The 15,039-nt window shown below is 59.8% G+C and carries 14 protein-coding genes; 7 read left to right on the forward strand and 7 right to left on the reverse strand.

The window, feature by feature from the left end; genetic code table 11:
- Window positions 1–34 precede the first annotated feature (34 nt).
- The 7 genes from CAF65_RS26780 (at window position 35) to CAF65_RS26810 (ending at window position 7,123) form a co-directional block, all read left to right on the forward strand.
- On the forward strand, window positions 35–913 hold the full coding sequence (locus tag CAF65_RS26780; RefSeq protein WP_085718995.1) for an amino acid ABC transporter permease: 879 nt from the start codon (window positions 35–37) through the stop codon (window positions 911–913).
- A gap of 10 nt (window positions 914–923) precedes the next feature.
- A complete protein-coding gene (locus CAF65_RS26785; RefSeq protein ID WP_085718996.1) occupies window positions 924–1,688 on the forward strand; it encodes an amino acid ABC transporter ATP-binding protein in 765 nt (254 codons plus the stop codon).
- 53 nt (window positions 1,689–1,741) lie between these two features.
- Window positions 1,742–2,566: an ABC transporter substrate-binding protein gene (locus CAF65_RS26790; protein WP_085718997.1), complete on the forward strand. Its 825-nt coding sequence runs from the start codon at window positions 1,742–1,744 to the stop codon at window positions 2,564–2,566.
- Between the two features lie 152 nt (window positions 2,567–2,718).
- The gene (locus tag CAF65_RS26795) at window positions 2,719–3,567 is read left to right on the forward strand and encodes a polysaccharide deacetylase (protein WP_085718998.1); all 849 of its coding nucleotides are present in this window, start codon (window positions 2,719–2,721) and stop codon (window positions 3,565–3,567) included.
- Window positions 3,560–4,447, forward strand: a complete 888-nt coding sequence (locus tag CAF65_RS26800; protein WP_085718999.1) for a polysaccharide deacetylase — start codon at window positions 3,560–3,562, stop codon at window positions 4,445–4,447. The genes CAF65_RS26795 and CAF65_RS26800 overlap by 8 nt, the downstream gene beginning before the upstream one ends.
- Window positions 4,444–5,793, forward strand: a complete 1,350-nt coding sequence (locus tag CAF65_RS26805; protein ID WP_085719000.1) for an MmgE/PrpD family protein — start codon at window positions 4,444–4,446, stop codon at window positions 5,791–5,793. The genes CAF65_RS26800 and CAF65_RS26805 overlap by 4 nt, the downstream gene beginning before the upstream one ends.
- A gap of 151 nt (window positions 5,794–5,944) precedes the next feature.
- Window positions 5,945–7,123 carry an MFS transporter gene (locus CAF65_RS26810; RefSeq protein WP_085719001.1) on the forward strand — a complete coding sequence of 393 codons (1,179 nt, stop codon included), beginning with the start codon at window positions 5,945–5,947 and terminating at the stop codon, window positions 7,121–7,123.
- 84 nt (window positions 7,124–7,207) lie between these two features.
- On the opposite strand, the gene CAF65_RS26815 is transcribed toward CAF65_RS26810, so the two are convergent.
- The 7 genes from CAF65_RS26815 to CAF65_RS26845 form a co-directional block, all read right to left on the reverse strand.
- A complete protein-coding gene (locus CAF65_RS26815; protein WP_085719002.1) occupies window positions 7,208–7,549 on the reverse strand; it encodes a DUF190 domain-containing protein in 342 nt (113 codons plus the stop codon).
- 293 nt (window positions 7,550–7,842) lie between these two features.
- Window positions 7,843–8,193: a copper-binding protein gene (locus CAF65_RS26820; RefSeq protein WP_085719003.1), complete on the reverse strand. Its 351-nt coding sequence runs from the start codon at window positions 8,191–8,193 to the stop codon at window positions 7,843–7,845.
- Window positions 8,190–11,348, reverse strand: a complete 3,159-nt coding sequence (locus CAF65_RS26825; protein WP_085719004.1) for an efflux RND transporter permease subunit — start codon at window positions 11,346–11,348, stop codon at window positions 8,190–8,192. The genes CAF65_RS26820 and CAF65_RS26825 overlap by 4 nt, the downstream gene beginning before the upstream one ends.
- Window positions 11,345–12,829 carry an efflux RND transporter periplasmic adaptor subunit gene (locus CAF65_RS26830; protein WP_085719005.1) on the reverse strand — a complete coding sequence of 495 codons (1,485 nt, stop codon included), beginning with the start codon at window positions 12,827–12,829 and terminating at the stop codon, window positions 11,345–11,347. The genes CAF65_RS26825 and CAF65_RS26830 overlap by 4 nt, the downstream gene beginning before the upstream one ends.
- A complete protein-coding gene (locus CAF65_RS26835; RefSeq protein WP_085719006.1) occupies window positions 12,826–14,082 on the reverse strand; it encodes a TolC family protein in 1,257 nt (418 codons plus the stop codon). Before CAF65_RS26835 ends, CAF65_RS26830 begins: the two co-directional genes overlap by 4 nt.
- A 99-nt stretch (window positions 14,083–14,181) precedes the next feature.
- The gene (locus CAF65_RS26840) at window positions 14,182–14,523 is read right to left on the reverse strand and encodes a hypothetical protein (RefSeq protein WP_085719007.1); all 342 of its coding nucleotides are present in this window, start codon (window positions 14,521–14,523) and stop codon (window positions 14,182–14,184) included.
- A 256-nt stretch (window positions 14,524–14,779) separates the two neighbouring features.
- Window positions 14,780–14,995 carry a hypothetical protein gene (locus CAF65_RS26845; protein ID WP_085719008.1) on the reverse strand — a complete coding sequence of 72 codons (216 nt, stop codon included), beginning with the start codon at window positions 14,993–14,995 and terminating at the stop codon, window positions 14,780–14,782.
- Window positions 14,996–15,039: the final 44 nt, after the last annotated feature.

The following is a 15,039-nucleotide window of genomic DNA, read 5'->3' on the forward strand; positions in this document are numbered from 1 at the left end:
GTTTGACCCGAAATAATGTGTACGGAGAACCAACATGAGCCAGACACAGGCAGAACGACTCCAGACGGAGCGCAAACTGGCGGAAAACCAGTTCGACATCACCCAGTACCAACATGTGCCACGACGCTACTACGGTCGCATTTTCTTCGCCACGGTGATTGTCATTGCAATCCTGGGCCTGGTGCGGGCCTTCGCCGAAGGCAAGATAGAATGGTCGTACATCGGGCAGTTCCTCACTTCCCAGGCGATCATGTGGGGCTTGCTCAACACCATCGTCATGGCAGTGCTGGCCATGGCACTGGGCATCGTGTTCGGGGTGATCACCGCGATCATGCGCATGTCGGCCAACCCGATCCTGCGCTACGTGGCAGTGACCTACACCTGGCTGTTTCGCGGCACGCCGTTGATCCTGCAACTGCTGTTGTGGTTCAACCTGGCGCTGATCTTCCCCACCGTAGGTATCCCCGGCCTGTTCGAACTGGACACTGTGAGCCTGATGACGCCGTTCGTGGCCGCCCTGCTCGGCTTGAGCATCAACCAGGGTGCCTACACCGCCGAAGTGGTGCGCGCCGGTCTGCTCTCGGTGGACACCGGACAGTACGAAGCCGCCAAGTCGATCGGCATGCCGCGTCTGCAAGCGTTGCGCCGGATCATCCTGCCGCAGGCCATGCGGATCATCATTCCGCCGGTGGGCAACGAGTTCATCGGCATGGTGAAAATGACCTCGCTGGCGAGCGTCATCCAGTACTCGGAACTGCTCTACAACGCACAGAACATCTACTACGCCAACGCCCGCGTGATGGAACTGCTGATCGTCGCCGGTATCTGGTACCTGGCCACTGTCACCGTCCTGTCCTTTGGTCAAAGCCGTCTGGAGCGTCGTTTCGCCCGCGGTGCCGGCAAGCGTTCCTGAGGAGCCCCACATGAGAAGCATCGTCAAGGCCGTGAACCTGAACAAATATTACGACCAGTACCACGCGCTCAAGGACATCAACATCGAAGTCGAGCAAGGCGAAGTGCTGTGCATCATCGGTCCGTCCGGCTCCGGCAAAAGCACCTTTCTGCGTTGCGTCAACCAGCTGGAAAAGATCGACAAGGGTGGCCTCTGGGTCGACGGCGAACTGGTCGGCTACCGTGTTGTCGGCAACAAGCTGCATGAACTCAACGAAACGCAGATCGCCCGCCAGCGCCTGTCCACCGGCATGGTGTTCCAGCGTTTCAACCTGTTCCCGCACATGACCGTGCTGCAAAACATCATCGAAGGGCCGTGCCAGGTGCTCAAGCGTTCGCCCAAAGAGGCGCACGAAGAAGCCCTGGAACTGCTCGCCCGCGTCGGCCTGGCCGACAAGTGCAACAGCTACCCGATCGAGCTTTCGGGTGGTCAGCAACAACGCGTCGCCATTGCTCGTGCATTGGCCATGCGTCCCAAGCTGATGCTGTTCGATGAACCCACTTCGGCACTCGACCCGGAACTGGTCGGTGAGGTGCTGTCGGTGATGCGCGATCTGGCGCAGACCGGCATGACCATGATCGTCGTCACCCATGAACTGGGCTTCGCTCGCGAAGTATCCAACCGCATGGTGTTCATGGACGGCGGGCAGATCGTGGAGGCTGGAAGCCCCGAAGAAATACTAATAAGTCCGCAAAACCCTCGCACCCAAAGCTTCATTTCTGCCGTTCGAACCTAAGGGCCGTGCTTGGAAAACAAGAGCCGCCTCACAACACTCATAAGAGAACGACCATGAAGAAACTCGTTATTCCAGCAGTACTCGCCGGCGTTATGGCATCCGGCTTCACCTTCGCTGCCGAATTGCCGGCCAGCATCAAGGCCAAGGGCGAAATCGTCGTAGCGATCATGCCGAACTACCCGCCTATGGATTTCAAGGACCCGGCCACCAACACGCTCACCGGTCTGGACTATGACCTGGGCAATGCCCTGGCCGAACGTCTGGGTGTGAAGATCAAATGGCAGGAAACCGGCTTCGAACAAATGATCAACGCCCTGACCACCGACCGCGTGGACATGGTGCTGTCGGGCATGACCGACACTGCCGAACGTCAGGCCAGCGTGACCTTCGTCGACTACTTCACCAGCGGTCCGCAGTTCTACACCCTGCAGAAAAACAAGGACACCAACGAAATCGTCGACCTGTGCGGCAAGAAAGTCGGCACCAGCCGCCGTACCACCTTCCCGGCGGAAATCGCCGAGTGGAGCAAGGCCAACTGTGAAGCAGCCGGCAAGCCTGCGATCAATGTGATCGGCACCGAAGGCTCGGCCGATGCCCGTGCGCAACTGCGCCAGAGCCGTATCGACGCCGCCATGCAGGGCAGCGAAACCCTGCCTTACCTCAAGACCCAGGAAAAGGATATGTACAAAACCGTGGGCCTGCCGATCTCCGAGCAGTACACCGGGATGGGTGTGAGCAAGAAAAAACCTGAGCTGAGTGAAGCGGTGAAGGTTGCGCTGCAGAGCATGATCGACGACGGCAGCTACCAGGCGATCCTGAAGAAGTGGGACCTGGAACTGGGTGCGATCAAGACTGTGACCATCAACGCCGGGAAATAATCGAGCAGGCACCCCGTATCAACTGTAGGAGCGAGCTTGATCGCGATGGCGGTGGCTCAGTCGACGATGATGTTGAATGTGATGACCTCATCGCGAGCAAGCCTGCTCCCACAGGGATTGTGTTTTACCCATAAATAAATGGAGCACTAACGATGTCCTCCTCACCCCAACCCACCTGGCCCGACCGGCACAAAGCCTGCCTGGCCCTGGCCTTCGACCTCGACGGCCCTACCGGCGATGCCATGCTCAATGGCTCGATCTGGCACAAGCCCGAGTATTTCGGTTTCGGTGGTTACGGCCCGTACCGGGCGCTGCCGCGGATTCTCGATCTGCTCGACGAGTTCCGTCTGCCGACGACCTTCTTTGTCCCGGCCTGGGTCGTGGAGAACTGGCCGAAACAGTGTCAGGCGATTGTCGAGCGCGGGCATGAGGTGGCTTATCACGGCTACAAACACGAATCCTTCTACGCCCTGACACTGGAACAGCAAAAGGACGTGATGAAGCTGTCCCGCGAGGTGTTCTGGAAGCACCTGCACATCCGCGCCGAAGGTTTCCGCACGCCGTCCGGCGATTGGCGGGCCGAAACCCCGGCGATGCTGATGGAGGCCGGCGTGACTTACTCCAGCAGCATGCGCGGCGATGACCGGCCGTACCTGGTCAATGTGCCGGGCCATGCCACTCCGCTGGTGGAAATCCCCGGTCGCTGGGAAATGGACGACTACGCCTCCATCGCCTACACACGGGCCCCGGACTTCCCGTCCGGGCTGGACCGCACCGCCAGCTACGCCCTGACCCTGGACAACTGGTGCCGTGAATACGACGGCGCCATGGATGAAGGGCTGTGCCTGACCACCCTGTTCCACCCCAAGATCACCGGAAAACCAGGGCGCATCCTGCTGCTGGAAAAACTCTTTGAACACATGCGCCAACGCGACGACGTGTGGTTCGCCACCTGCCGCGATGTCGCCCAGTGGTGGCTGAAGGAGCATCACCATGGCTGATTCCACTGTCTGGCCCAAGGGCTATCGCTGCGCGGTAGTGCTGACCGTCGATTACAACGACGTCCACGGTATCCTCACGCAAGCCCCGGAAGTTGCCGGGCGTGACAAGACATTGTCGGTATGGCGCTACGGTACCCAACGCGGGGTCGAGCGATTGCTCGCTTTGTTCAAAGAGCTCGGTGTTTCCAGCAGCTGGTTCGTACCCGGTATCGTCGCCGAGGAAAACCCCGAGCATATTCGTGCGATCCAGGCAGACGGGCATGAAATTGCCTGCGCCGGGTATCACCATCAGAACTACGACACCCTCGACCTCGCTGCGCAGAGCGCCGACATCGCCAAAGGATGCGCGGCGTTGACGGCGCTGACTGGCCAGCGTCCGACCGGTTTTCGCCTCCCGGCCGGCAACGGTGCCCCCGGCTTCATCGAGGCATTGAAAGATCAGGGCATTCGCTGGTCATCGTCATGGCGCGGCGATGATTTGCCTTACGCGCATCCGACGGCACCGCAGGTGATCGAATTGCCGTTGCACTACGAACTGGAAGACGAACCCTATTTCGCCTTCAACCTCAGCCCGGCGGTGCCGCCTGCGCAATCGCGGATCGCATCCTATAGCCACACCTTGGGCAACCTGCAAATGGACTTCGCCGGATTTCATCGCTTCGGCCTGTGCTATGTGCTGCGCCTGCACCCGGAGATCATCGCCACGCCGGGACGGATTGGTGTTTTGCGTGAATTGCTTGAGGGAATTTTGCAGCACGATGACGTGTGGATCGCCACAGGTACCGAGGTTGCCCAGTGGTGGGACCAGTCGGCTGCGCCAGTGACCGAGGATCATCCGGCGTCAGTGTATGAGCGGCACTACCGGGATTATCTGCTATGACCGAGCGCATGCAACGACTGGCGAAATTTTGCGTGGAGACACAGTTCGAGGACCTGCCGCCCGCACTGGTGGAGCAAGCCAAGCGTCACATCCTCGATACTTTCGGCGCGACCCTCGCCGGGGCAGACAGCGAAGTAGCGAAAACGGCACGGCAGGTATTCGAAGACGAAACGGGCGGCACCTTGGTCTGGAGTACTCGCCAGCGGGTCGGCGCCGCTCAGGCAGCCATGCTCAACGGCATCGCCGCCCATGCCCTGGAACTGGACGACACCGGTGGCTGCGACCACTCAGGCGCCGTAGTGCTGCCGGCGGTCATGGCGGCGGTGTCGATGGCCGGGCAACCGGTGAGCGGCCGCGAGTTCATCACGGCCGTGGTGATCGGTTACGAAGTCGGACGCCGGGTGCTCGAAGCCTGCGGCGGCTACTCAGCCCATAATGGCGCTGGCTGGCACTCCACGGCGACCTGCGGAGTGTTCGGCGCGGCAGCCGCCAGTGCACGGATTTTTCGATTGAATGCCGGGCAAACCTTGTCGGCCCTGGGCATCGCCGGCAGCTTCAGCGGCGGCTTGTGGGCTTTCATCCACGACGGCTCGCAAAGTAAAAAACTGCACAGTGGCCGGGCCGCCGAAGGCGGTTTGCTGGCGGCGCGGTTTGCGCAGCAGGGCATCAGTGGTCCAACAAGGTTGTTCGAGGATGTCTGGGGCGGCTTTTTGCAGACACTTGCCGCCACCACCTCAACCCCCGAAGCACTGGATGCAGATCTCGGCACCGTATGGAAACTTGCCCGCTGCTCGATCAAGCCCTACGCCTCGTGTCGCGGCACGCATTCGGCCATCGATGCGTTGGGGCTTTTGCTCGACCAATTGAATGTGCCAGTCGATCAGGTCGAAGACATACAGGTTTCGCTGTGTGGTTTTCTCCAGAACATGTGTGGCGGCCAGGATGTCGGCACCCTCGCGGCGGCGCAGATGAGCCTGGCCTATGCACTGGCGGCACGGCTGGTACATGGCCATTGTCGATTGCAGGCCTATGACGATGAAGCGCGTAACGATCCACGCATTGTCCAGTGGATGTCACGCATTCGCCTTGAAGCGGACCCGCAACTGTCCGAGGATGGCGAGCCCGTAGTGACACTGCGGACCGTGGACGGTCGGCAAGCGAGCCTGTGCGTTGAAGTGCCGTTGGGCGCGCCGGGTAATGCGCTGAGTGATGTCGCGCTGGAGGAGAAGTTTTTCAGTTTGGCCGAGCGGGTTATGCCACGGGGGCAGGCTGAAGAGTTGATGGGGCAGTTGTGGCGGCTCGAAGAGCTTGAATCGGTTCTCTCACTTGATCGGTGGCTGACCTGATCATGATGTCGCTCGTTCCGGCCTCTTCGCGAGCAGGCTCGCTCCCACATTTGGAATGCGCTCCCCTGTGGGAGCGAGCCTGCTCGCGAAGGGCGCGACGCGGTCTATCGCCGAACATCACAGCATCTGAATAAGGACATTTGCACTCACCGTGACCACTTACTCGCTCATTATTCGCCGCTTGATGATCGTTTCACTGACCATCGTGGTCAGCCGTGCCATTACCAGTCCGTTGCTCACGCTGTTCCTGAGCAACAAGCTGGGCCTCAACCAGCAGGACGTCGGTTTGCTGCTCGGTATCGCGGTGTTCATCGCCACCCTGCTGGCTCTGTATGGCGGCTATGTCATCGACCGCCTGGAAAAGCGCCGGCTGTTGATCCTGGCGATGCTCTCCAGCGCCATCGGTTTCGTACTGCTGACCTTTGCCGAAAACCTCTACCTGACCACCATGACCCTGGTGGTCACCGAGACCGCGTCAGCGCTGTTTCTCATCGGTTCAAAAGCGATCCTCAGCGAAAACCTGCCCATGGGCCAGCGCGCCAAGGTGTTTTCCTTGCGCTACACCCTGACCAACATCGGCTATGCCACCGGTCCCATGCTCGGCGTGGTGATCGCCGGGGTCTATCCGATTGCGCCGTTCCTGATCGCCGGCGGCATCGCGTTCTTCAGCATCTTCCTGATGATAGGCATCCCCAGGGATGCAGCGCAGACACCGGCCATTGGCCAACCGCAAAGTTTCCTCAAGACTCTGGTGACCCTGAAAAACGACCGTACCCTGATAATGTTCACTTGCGGCTGCCTGCTCAGCACTGTGGTGCACGGGCGCTTCACCCTCTACTTGTCGCAATACCTGCTGGTGACCCACGACTCCAGACGCGCCCTGGAAATCATGGCCGCCCTGCTCGCCTGCAACGCCATCAGCGTGATCCTGCTGCAGTACCAGATCGGCCGGTTCCTCAATCGCGAGAAGCTGCGCTACTGGATTGCCGGGGGCACCAGCCTGTTCATCTTTGGCCTGATCGGCTTCAGCCTGGCTGACAACATGGTGAGTTGGTGCGTGGCGATGTTCATTTTCACCCTCGGTGAAATGATCATTTACCCGGCCGAATTCCTCTTCGTCGACACCCTGGCCCCGGAAGAGCTGCGCGGTAGTTACTACGGCGCCCAGAACCTGGCGGCTCTCGGTGGCGCCCTGAGCCCGGTGATTTGTGGCTTTCTATTGATGCACACCCCCGCGCCCACGATGTTCTATGCCTTGAGCGCACTGACCGCGATGGGTGGGTTCCTGTGCTTCATGAGCGGTCGTCGGATGGCTGTAGTGCAAAAATAATGCACTGAAAATTAATTGGCGACCGAGCGCTTTGGGCCAAAAGCCGGCGTTCGATTGCAGCAACCCACCTGTTTTTCTCAGATTTCAAGGCTGGTGATCGGGTTGGTTGGCCTGCCTGCCGACAGCTCCGAATTCAACCGGGGTCTTTATGTAAAACAGGGAGATATCTTCGGCCTCAAGTCGCTCAAACAGCCGAACGGACTCTTCTTCGGTAATTGCCATATGGACTTCGGTAGGCTGATCGGCCAGCTCAAAAAAATGCGAGGAATGCAGTTTCCCTGAGTGCCCGAAGCCTTCGATACCGGTTGCCAGGGTGGCACCGCGTAACCCCATCTCTTGGGCCAGGTCGACGAGCCAATCGCCCAGCATTTTCCCGCGATGTCGACGGCTCTGTTGGGTAATGAAAATCACCAAAAAGCCTTTCATGACTCATCACCTCTCTAGCACGTGCCAATCAATTGAAACGAAACAAGCCCTGCAACGCTCATCGCTAGCGTTACCAGGCCCCCGAGGGATGCGCCGATAGCGATAACGAGTAGTGATTTCAGCATAGCTGTCCATCTTCTTGGGGCATCCTGTATCAGCCCCGCGAAAGGATTCCAGATGGTCATCCGATTCGTACGCACATGCACTCGCCGCTTCGGATGACCTTGACTGTTCGCATTGAGGTCGCAGCCCTTCGCAAAAGGCAACAACCGACCACAAGCAACATCAGTGCTTCATTTTTTTATGGAAACAATCGTGGCTCTACCGCCCTCCAGCTGAAAGGAAAACGATACATGGTCTCCCACCTTCAGCCCTTTCATCTGATCTTGAGTCACTGAAAAGGCCATGGTCATCGGTGGCCATTGCACCGCTGGAACGGCGCCGTGAGCGAGGGTCACCGTATGCGTTGCAGTATCCATGGCCTTGATCGTTCCCTCGGCGTTGGCGACTGGTGCTTGCTTCGATTCCTGCTTCATCTCCATGCCCTCCATACCGTCCCTTTTCATTCCCGGCATATCCTCCGCGTGGGCAGAAAGCGATAGCGCAAATACGGTGCTTGCAACTGCAATAAGGGTCAGTTTCATACGAGTTTTCCTTGAGTGGTGTTGGGTTCAAGCTGGACGTGCCGGCGACGCATCAGGCGATAGGCTGCCGGAATGACAAACAGGGACAGTAAAGGTGCCGTGACCATACCGCCGACCATGGGCGCGGCGATGCGGCTCATCACTTCGCTACCCGTACCGCTGCCCAACAGGATGGGTAACAGGCCAGCGATGATGACGGCCACGGTCATGGCCTTGGGTCTGACACGCTGCACAGCACCTTCACGAATCGCCGCCAGCAGCCCGCGTTCAGTGCTGTCACCGAGGTCTTCACGTTCGGCCCAGGCGTTCTTCAGGTAGAGCAGCATGATCACGCCAAACTCGGCAGAAACACCGGCCAAGGCGATAAAGCCAACCCCGGTGGCGACCGACAGGTTGAACCCCAGCAGGTAGAGGAACCATGCCCCGCCAGTCAGCGCGAACGGCAGAGTAGCCATGATCAGCAAAGCCTCGTCGAAGCGGGCGAACGTCAGGTACAGCAGCACGAAAATGATCAACAGCGTGGCCGGCACCACCAGTTTCAGGCGTGCGTTGGCCCTTTCGAGAAACTCGAACTGCCCGGAGTAGCTCAGGCTCATGCCCGGTTGCAACTTGACCTGTTCATTGGCGACCCGACGCAAATCGGCAACCACCGAAGCAATGTCCCGCCCCCGCACATCGATGTACACCCAGCCCGAAGGTCGTGCGTTCTCGCTCTTGAGCATCGGCGGACCGTCGCTGACCTTGACCTTCGCCACTGTGCCCAGGGTGATCTGACTGCCCAGCGGGGTATAGATCGGCAGTTGCTCCAGGGCGCCGAGCGAGTCGCGCCACTCTCGTGGGTAACGTACGTTGATCGGAAAGCGAGCAAGCCCTTCAATGGTCTCGCCGACATTTTCACCACCAATGGCACCGGCGACGATGGACTGCACATCGGCAATGTTCAGTCCGTAGCGGGCGGCGGCTTTACGGTCGATATCCACATCGATATAGCGGCCGCCGGTCAGCCGCTCGGCCAACGCCGAACTGACACCGGGCACGTCCCTGGCCACCCGCTCGACGGCCTGGGTGACCGCATCGATTTGCGCCAGATTGGGGCCGGCAACCTTCACACCGATCGGGCTCTTGATGCCCGTCGCCAGCATGTCGATACGGTTTCGAATCGGCGGTATCCAGATGTTGGTCAAACCTGGAACGTTCACCACACGATCCAGTTCCTCCACCAGTTTTTCCTGGGTCATGCCCGGGCGCCATTGTGCATGCGGCTTGAATTGAATGGTGGTTTCGAACATCTCCAGCGGTGCCGGGTCGGTGGCACTTTCGGCACGACCGGCTTTACCGAAGACATGTTCGACCTCCGGTACGGTCTTGATCAAGCGGTCGGTCTGTTGCAGCAGTTGCGCCGCTTTCTGCGCCGACAACCCCGGCAGGGCCGAAGGCATATACAGCAGGTCGCCCTCGTCCAGCGGCGGGAGAAACTCGCCCCCCAAGCGAGACATTGGCCACAGCGCACTGGCAAAAACCAATAGCGCCACCAGCAGCGTGATCTTTGGTCGACGCAGGACTGCATCCAGTGCTGGCTGATAGATCCGGATCAACCAGCGGTTCAATGGATTCTGTTGCTCACTGGGGATTCGTCCACGAATCCAGTAACCCATCAGCACTGGCACCAGAGTCACCGACAATCCAGCCGCTGCGGCCATGGCGTAGGTCTTGGTGAACGCCAGCGGACCGAACAGACGCCCTTCCTGCGCCTCCAGGGTGAACACCGGAATGAACGACAGGGTGATGATCAACAGACAGAAGAACAGGGCCGGCCCCACCTCTGCCGCCGCTTCGGTCATGACGTGCCAATGACGCTCCCCCTTCAGTTCTTCCCCGGGATTGGCCAGGTGCCAGGCCTCGATCTTCTTGTGGGCGTTTTCAATCATCACCACGGCGGCATCGACCATGGCGCCGATGGCGATGGCAATCCCGCCCAAGGACATGATGTTGGCATTGAGGCCTTGGTAGTGCATGACGATGAAGGCGATAAGCACCCCCACCGGCAGCGAAATGATCGCCACAAGCGATGAGCGCAAGTGCCAGAGGAAGATCCCGCAGACCAGCGCGACAACAATGAACTCTTCGAGCAGCTTGTGACTGAGGTTCTCCACAGCGCGGTCGATCAGCTTGCTGCGGTCGTAGGTGGTGACGATCTCCACGCCGGCCGGCAGACTGCCTTTCAGCTCGTCAAGTTTGCTCTTGACCGCCGCAATGGTCTGGCGAGCGTTCTTGCCGCTGCGCAAGATCACTACACCGCCGACCGTCTCCCCTTCGCCGTCGAGTTCGCTGATGCCGCGCCGCATTTCCGGTCCCGACTGGATCGTGGCGACATCGCCGAGGGTCACGGGCACGCCACCCGCAGCGAGCTTGAGCGGGATCGCCCGAAAGTCATTGAGCGACTTCAGGTAACCGGAAGCTCGCACGATGAACTCGGTCTCCGCCATCTCCAGCACCGCGCCACCCGTTTCCTGGTTGGCCTTGCCGATAGCCTCGCTCACCTCAGCCTGAGTGATGCCGAGGCTGGCCATTTTGAGCGGATCCAGTTGCACCTGATACTGCTTGACCATCCCGCCGACCGTAGCCACCTCGGCGACGTTCGCGAGGGTCTTGAGCTCGAACTTGAGGAACCAGTCCTGAAGTGCGCGCAGCTGTGCCAGGTCGTGCCCGCCACTGCGATCCACCAGTGCGTACTGGTAGATCCAGCCCACCCCCGTCGCATCCGGCCCCAATGCCGGCTTGGCACTCGGCGGCAAACGGCCTTGTATCTGACTCAGATATTCCAGGACCCGCGAGCGAGCCCAGTACAGGTCGGTTCCATCCTCGAACAGCACATAGACAAAGCTGTCGCCAAAGAACGAGTAACCACGCACCGTTTTGGCTCCCGGCACCGAGAGCATGGTGGTGGCCAACGGATAGGTCACCTGGTTCTCGACGATCTGCGGTGCCTGTCCAGCAAATGGGGTACGGATGATGACCTGAACATCAGAGAGGTCCGGCAATGCATCGATGGGCGTGTTCTGCACCGACCAGATGCCCCAGGCCGTGACGAACAGCGTCGCCAACAACACCAGGAAGCGATTGGCCACTGACCAGCGTATGAGGGCGGCGATCATGGCTGGCCTCCGGTTTTTTCCAGGCGCTCGACCCGCAAGCCATCGTCAGTCTGGCTCACCGCGACGCGAACCCTGTCGCCCGGCTTGAGGCCTTGCGTCAGCGCCGGATTGGCGAGTGGAAACGTCATGGTCATACCCGGCATGCCCAGCGTCTTGAAAGGACCATGGGCGAGCGTGACTTCCTTGTCGTTGATCTCGACGATCTGCCCATCCGCTTCATGAAAGCCGGAGGCTGCTGTGCCGGGTGGCGACGCGTTCTCCGGGGTTGCAACAATGCCCTTCAGACTGGCCTCCGAGTCGAGCAGGAACTGGCCGGACGTAACGACCTGCTGGTCAACTTCCAGACCTTGCAATATCTGCGTTTTGCCATCGCTTTCCTGTCCGGGTTGCACTTCCACCGGCCGGTAGCGGCCCGCGTCTTCGGCAAGCATCACCAAGGCACGCCGGCCTGTGCGGATAACGGCCTCGCTCGGTACCCACAACACACTGTGCTGCGTTGAGCGGTTAAGGCGTACCTGCGCGGTCAAACCCGGCCTGAGGCGTCCGTCCGGGTTGGGCAGATCCACCCGCACACGCAGGGTACGGCTGTCCGGATTGGTCTCCGGCAGAATTGCACTGACCTTGCCACTTAGCTTTATCCCCGGGAAGGCCGGCAGTTGCGCTTCAACTGTTTGCCCCACAGCGATGGTTCCCGCCTCCGACTCTGGAACGGCCACGGCCATCCAGACACTGCTCAAACCGTTGACGCGAGCCAGCGTCTCGCCCGCCGCAACGGTCATTCCCGTCCGGACATTCAACGCTTGCAGCACACCACCAATGGGGCTGGTCAGCGTCAGGTAGGGTTGGACCTTACCGCCCCGCTCCACCTGAGTGATCAGTGCTGCCGGCATCCCCGTGAGCTGCAGTCGCTGGCGTGCCGCAGCCAGCAAGTCCGCATCGCCGTTGCGCTTGAGTGCAAGGAACTCGGTCTGGGCGGCAACCCACTCGGGCACCAGGATATCCGCCAACGCCGCGTTGGCTTTCAACACATCACCTGGAGCGTGGGCGTAGACCCGCTCCACAAAGCCAGGAGTGCGGGCCTGTATCACGGCGACATCCCGTTCGTTGAATGCCAGGACACCACTCACATCTAGGCTGGAGTCAAAGATCCCGCGACTGACCGTCGCAAAACGCAGACCGAGATTCTGAGTCAGGCCTGGATCGATACTGACCGTCGCACGGTCGCTATCGCCACTGGCGTATTGCGGGACCAGTTGCATGTCCATGAAGGGAGACTTGCCCGGCTTGTCGAACATTTGCTGCGGGTACATGGGGTCGTACCAATACAGCGCCTTGCGTTCGTCCGGTGCATTGGGGCTCAGCTCCGGGGCGGTAACGGGTACTTCGCCCATGCGCTGGTGAGCGAACCAATAACCGCCGGCAACACCCAATGCCAGCGAGATGCCCACCAACAATGCCCCATTCCATTTTTTCAGGATCATTGGCCGGCCTCCCCATAGGCAAAATAGAGTCGCGCGCTGGTCAGCGCTCGCTGCTCTTCCACGTCGATCTGTTTGAGGCGGGCTTCGATAAGTTCACGACGGGCGGCAACAACGGCATTCAAATCACCTTTGCCAGCACGATAACTGGCCATGCTGAGTTCGACCTTTTCCCTGGCCAGCGGCAACAGGCTTTGCCGGTTTCGCTGTACTGCACGATTCAGGCGTTCGTAGTCAGCCAGTTCGCTTTCCAGTTGCTGGGTGTGCTCACGTGACAGGGCTTCGCGCTCGGCCTCAAGCTGGCTGAGTTCAGCCTGTTTAGCGGCGATTCTGGGATTTTGGCGAGCGTCAGGGAACAGTGGCAGATCCCAGGAAAACTGCACACTGACCATGTCGCCGAACTCACGACCACGGTGCTGGTAATCCACTTCCCAGCTCCAGTCCGACCGTTTCTCCGACACGGCTTCACGAACCTTGGCTTGCGCTTCGCGGGTCATCGGCGCAAACGCTGCCAACTCGGGATGGTGTTGCAGTTTATGGGTGTAGCTTGAGGTATCGACAGGCCATTGCGGCAGGCTGCCCGCTGGCTTGTCGTTGGCGGCGGGACCGATCCACCGCTTGAGCGCCGCTCGTGCTTGCGTTCTCTGGCGAATCAGATCGTCCTGTTGCTCCGCCAACCGAACTGCTTCCTGTTTGGGCGTCACCGCGTCCGCGGGTTGAGCGCGACCACCGGCAATCTGCGCCCGGACGGTCTCGGTCAGCAGGCGATTTTCTTTGTAAAAGTCCTGGAATAGTGCGTCTTTACGCTCAACCGAGTAGCTATTTATCCAGGCCAATGCCGTGGATTGGCGAACGTTCAGACGTTCGACCCGACGCTCTGCCGCAGCGCGATCAACGGCGGCGCTGGCGACCTCGATACGCGCTTTGCGCTTGTCGCCGTTGGGCATCTCCTGCCTGACACCGACCATCTGCATGGTCATGAAGTCCTGGTCGATGCTCCAGCGATCCGGACCACCAACGGGGTAGTTCTGCACACCCAGCAGCAGTTTGGGGTCAGGTAGTTCACCGGCTGGAATAGCTGCGCTGCTGGCAGCCTGAATTTTCGCGTCTTGTGCCGTCAGTGACGGCGCATTGTTTTCCGCCAGCCGCAACGCTTCGTCGAGTGTCAATGCGCCAGCGAAGCTCGGCAATGCCAGTACGCTTGCCGCCAGACCGGCCACGAGGGACCAGCCTGTGCAATAGCACTTGGAGTTCATGTTTACGATTCCTGTGATCATCCACTGCACGCATCAAAGGACACGCGCACAGCCATGCCATCCCGCCAAAACGGAATGACGCTCAATGTGGGTCAGGAATCAAACGCGGGGCGGTCGCCATACCCCGGTCGGGGTCGATACAGGTATGGAATCGCTGATGAGAGAAAGCACTACAGGACTGTACAACGTAACAGGAGGCTTGGAGATCGACACTTGCAACATGCCACCCGTCTTGCATTCCTGGCCAGGCTTGCAGGGTTTGCCGTGCTCGGTCGGGCTTTTCATATCGTTGCAGCAGTCCATCCCCATGTCGTCCATCATCGCCATGCCCATTGTCTTCATCGGGCACGGTTCTGTCGGCGCCTGAACGCCCGCCATCCCGCTGAGGGGAAGCGCCAGGCTGATCAAGAAAATGAGGCAAAACCGCAGGTAGCGTTTCATGGGGATGGAGTGTAGCCGCCAGAAATAGTGCTAACAATCAATTGAACACACGCTCTCGGTTGCCTTGCGTAAAGCGCCGATTGCGCGCGATATCAGCGAACCAGAATTAAGCCAGCATTACTGACAGGAAAATGGTTCGTCAGCCCACCATCGGCAATGGCGTGGAAAAGGATCGACAGTGCGCCTCCGCCAGGGCCGATGACCGTTTCGGCCTCGCGGACCCGAAAGAGCGACTTGGAAACGCTTCCCTGACCGATCAGGCGAGCTTTATGGCACCGCCCTGGATATCGTCGCGCGCCATTCGCAAATCATTGGCGTCCTGGTTGAGCCGGTGAATCATGTTGAGCAATCGTTGACGAAGCACCTCGTCCTGGAGCTGCTCTGCTGCGCGCATCACTTCGAGCGCCACTATCTCATTGTGAGTGGCGACTGAGTCGAGCAGTTTGCGCATGCTTCTTGATGGCCGATTCATCTCCAATCCCCTGGGTTTCGGTCACGCGAATCATATGGCTGGAA

Source organism: Pseudomonas sp. B28(2017) (assembly GCF_002113025.1).
Lineage (GTDB): Bacteria > Pseudomonadota > Gammaproteobacteria > Pseudomonadales > Pseudomonadaceae > Aquipseudomonas.

Bases quoted from the DNA above. Each gene is read 5' to 3' on its own strand.
- CAF65_RS26820 (WP_085719003.1), bottom strand. From the start codon at position 8,193: ATGAAACTGACCCTTATTGCAGTTGCAAGCACCGTATTTGCGCTATCG.
- CAF65_RS26800 (WP_085718999.1), top strand. From the start codon at position 3,560: ATGGCTGATTCCACTGTCTGGCCCAAGGGCTATCGCTGCGCGGTAGTG.
- CAF65_RS26835 (WP_085719006.1), bottom strand. From the start codon at position 14,082: ATGAACTCCAAGTGCTATTGCACAGGCTGGTCCCTCGTGGCCGGTCTG.
- CAF65_RS26825 (WP_085719004.1), bottom strand. From the start codon at position 11,348: ATGATCGCCGCCCTCATACGCTGGTCAGTGGCCAATCGCTTCCTGGTG.
- CAF65_RS26815 (WP_085719002.1), bottom strand. From the start codon at position 7,549: ATGAAAGGCTTTTTGGTGATTTTCATTACCCAACAGAGCCGTCGACAT.
- CAF65_RS26795 (WP_085718998.1), top strand. From the start codon at position 2,719: ATGTCCTCCTCACCCCAACCCACCTGGCCCGACCGGCACAAAGCCTGC.
- CAF65_RS26845 (WP_085719008.1), bottom strand. From the start codon at position 14,995: ATGAATCGGCCATCAAGAAGCATGCGCAAACTGCTCGACTCAGTCGCC.
- CAF65_RS26840 (WP_085719007.1), bottom strand. From the start codon at position 14,523: ATGAAACGCTACCTGCGGTTTTGCCTCATTTTCTTGATCAGCCTGGCG.
- CAF65_RS26790 (WP_085718997.1), top strand. From the start codon at position 1,742: ATGAAGAAACTCGTTATTCCAGCAGTACTCGCCGGCGTTATGGCATCC.
- CAF65_RS26805 (WP_085719000.1), top strand. From the start codon at position 4,444: ATGACCGAGCGCATGCAACGACTGGCGAAATTTTGCGTGGAGACACAG.
- CAF65_RS26785 (WP_085718996.1), top strand. From the start codon at position 924: ATGAGAAGCATCGTCAAGGCCGTGAACCTGAACAAATATTACGACCAG.
- CAF65_RS26830 (WP_085719005.1), bottom strand. From the start codon at position 12,829: ATGATCCTGAAAAAATGGAATGGGGCATTGTTGGTGGGCATCTCGCTG.
- CAF65_RS26780 (WP_085718995.1), top strand. From the start codon at position 35: ATGAGCCAGACACAGGCAGAACGACTCCAGACGGAGCGCAAACTGGCG.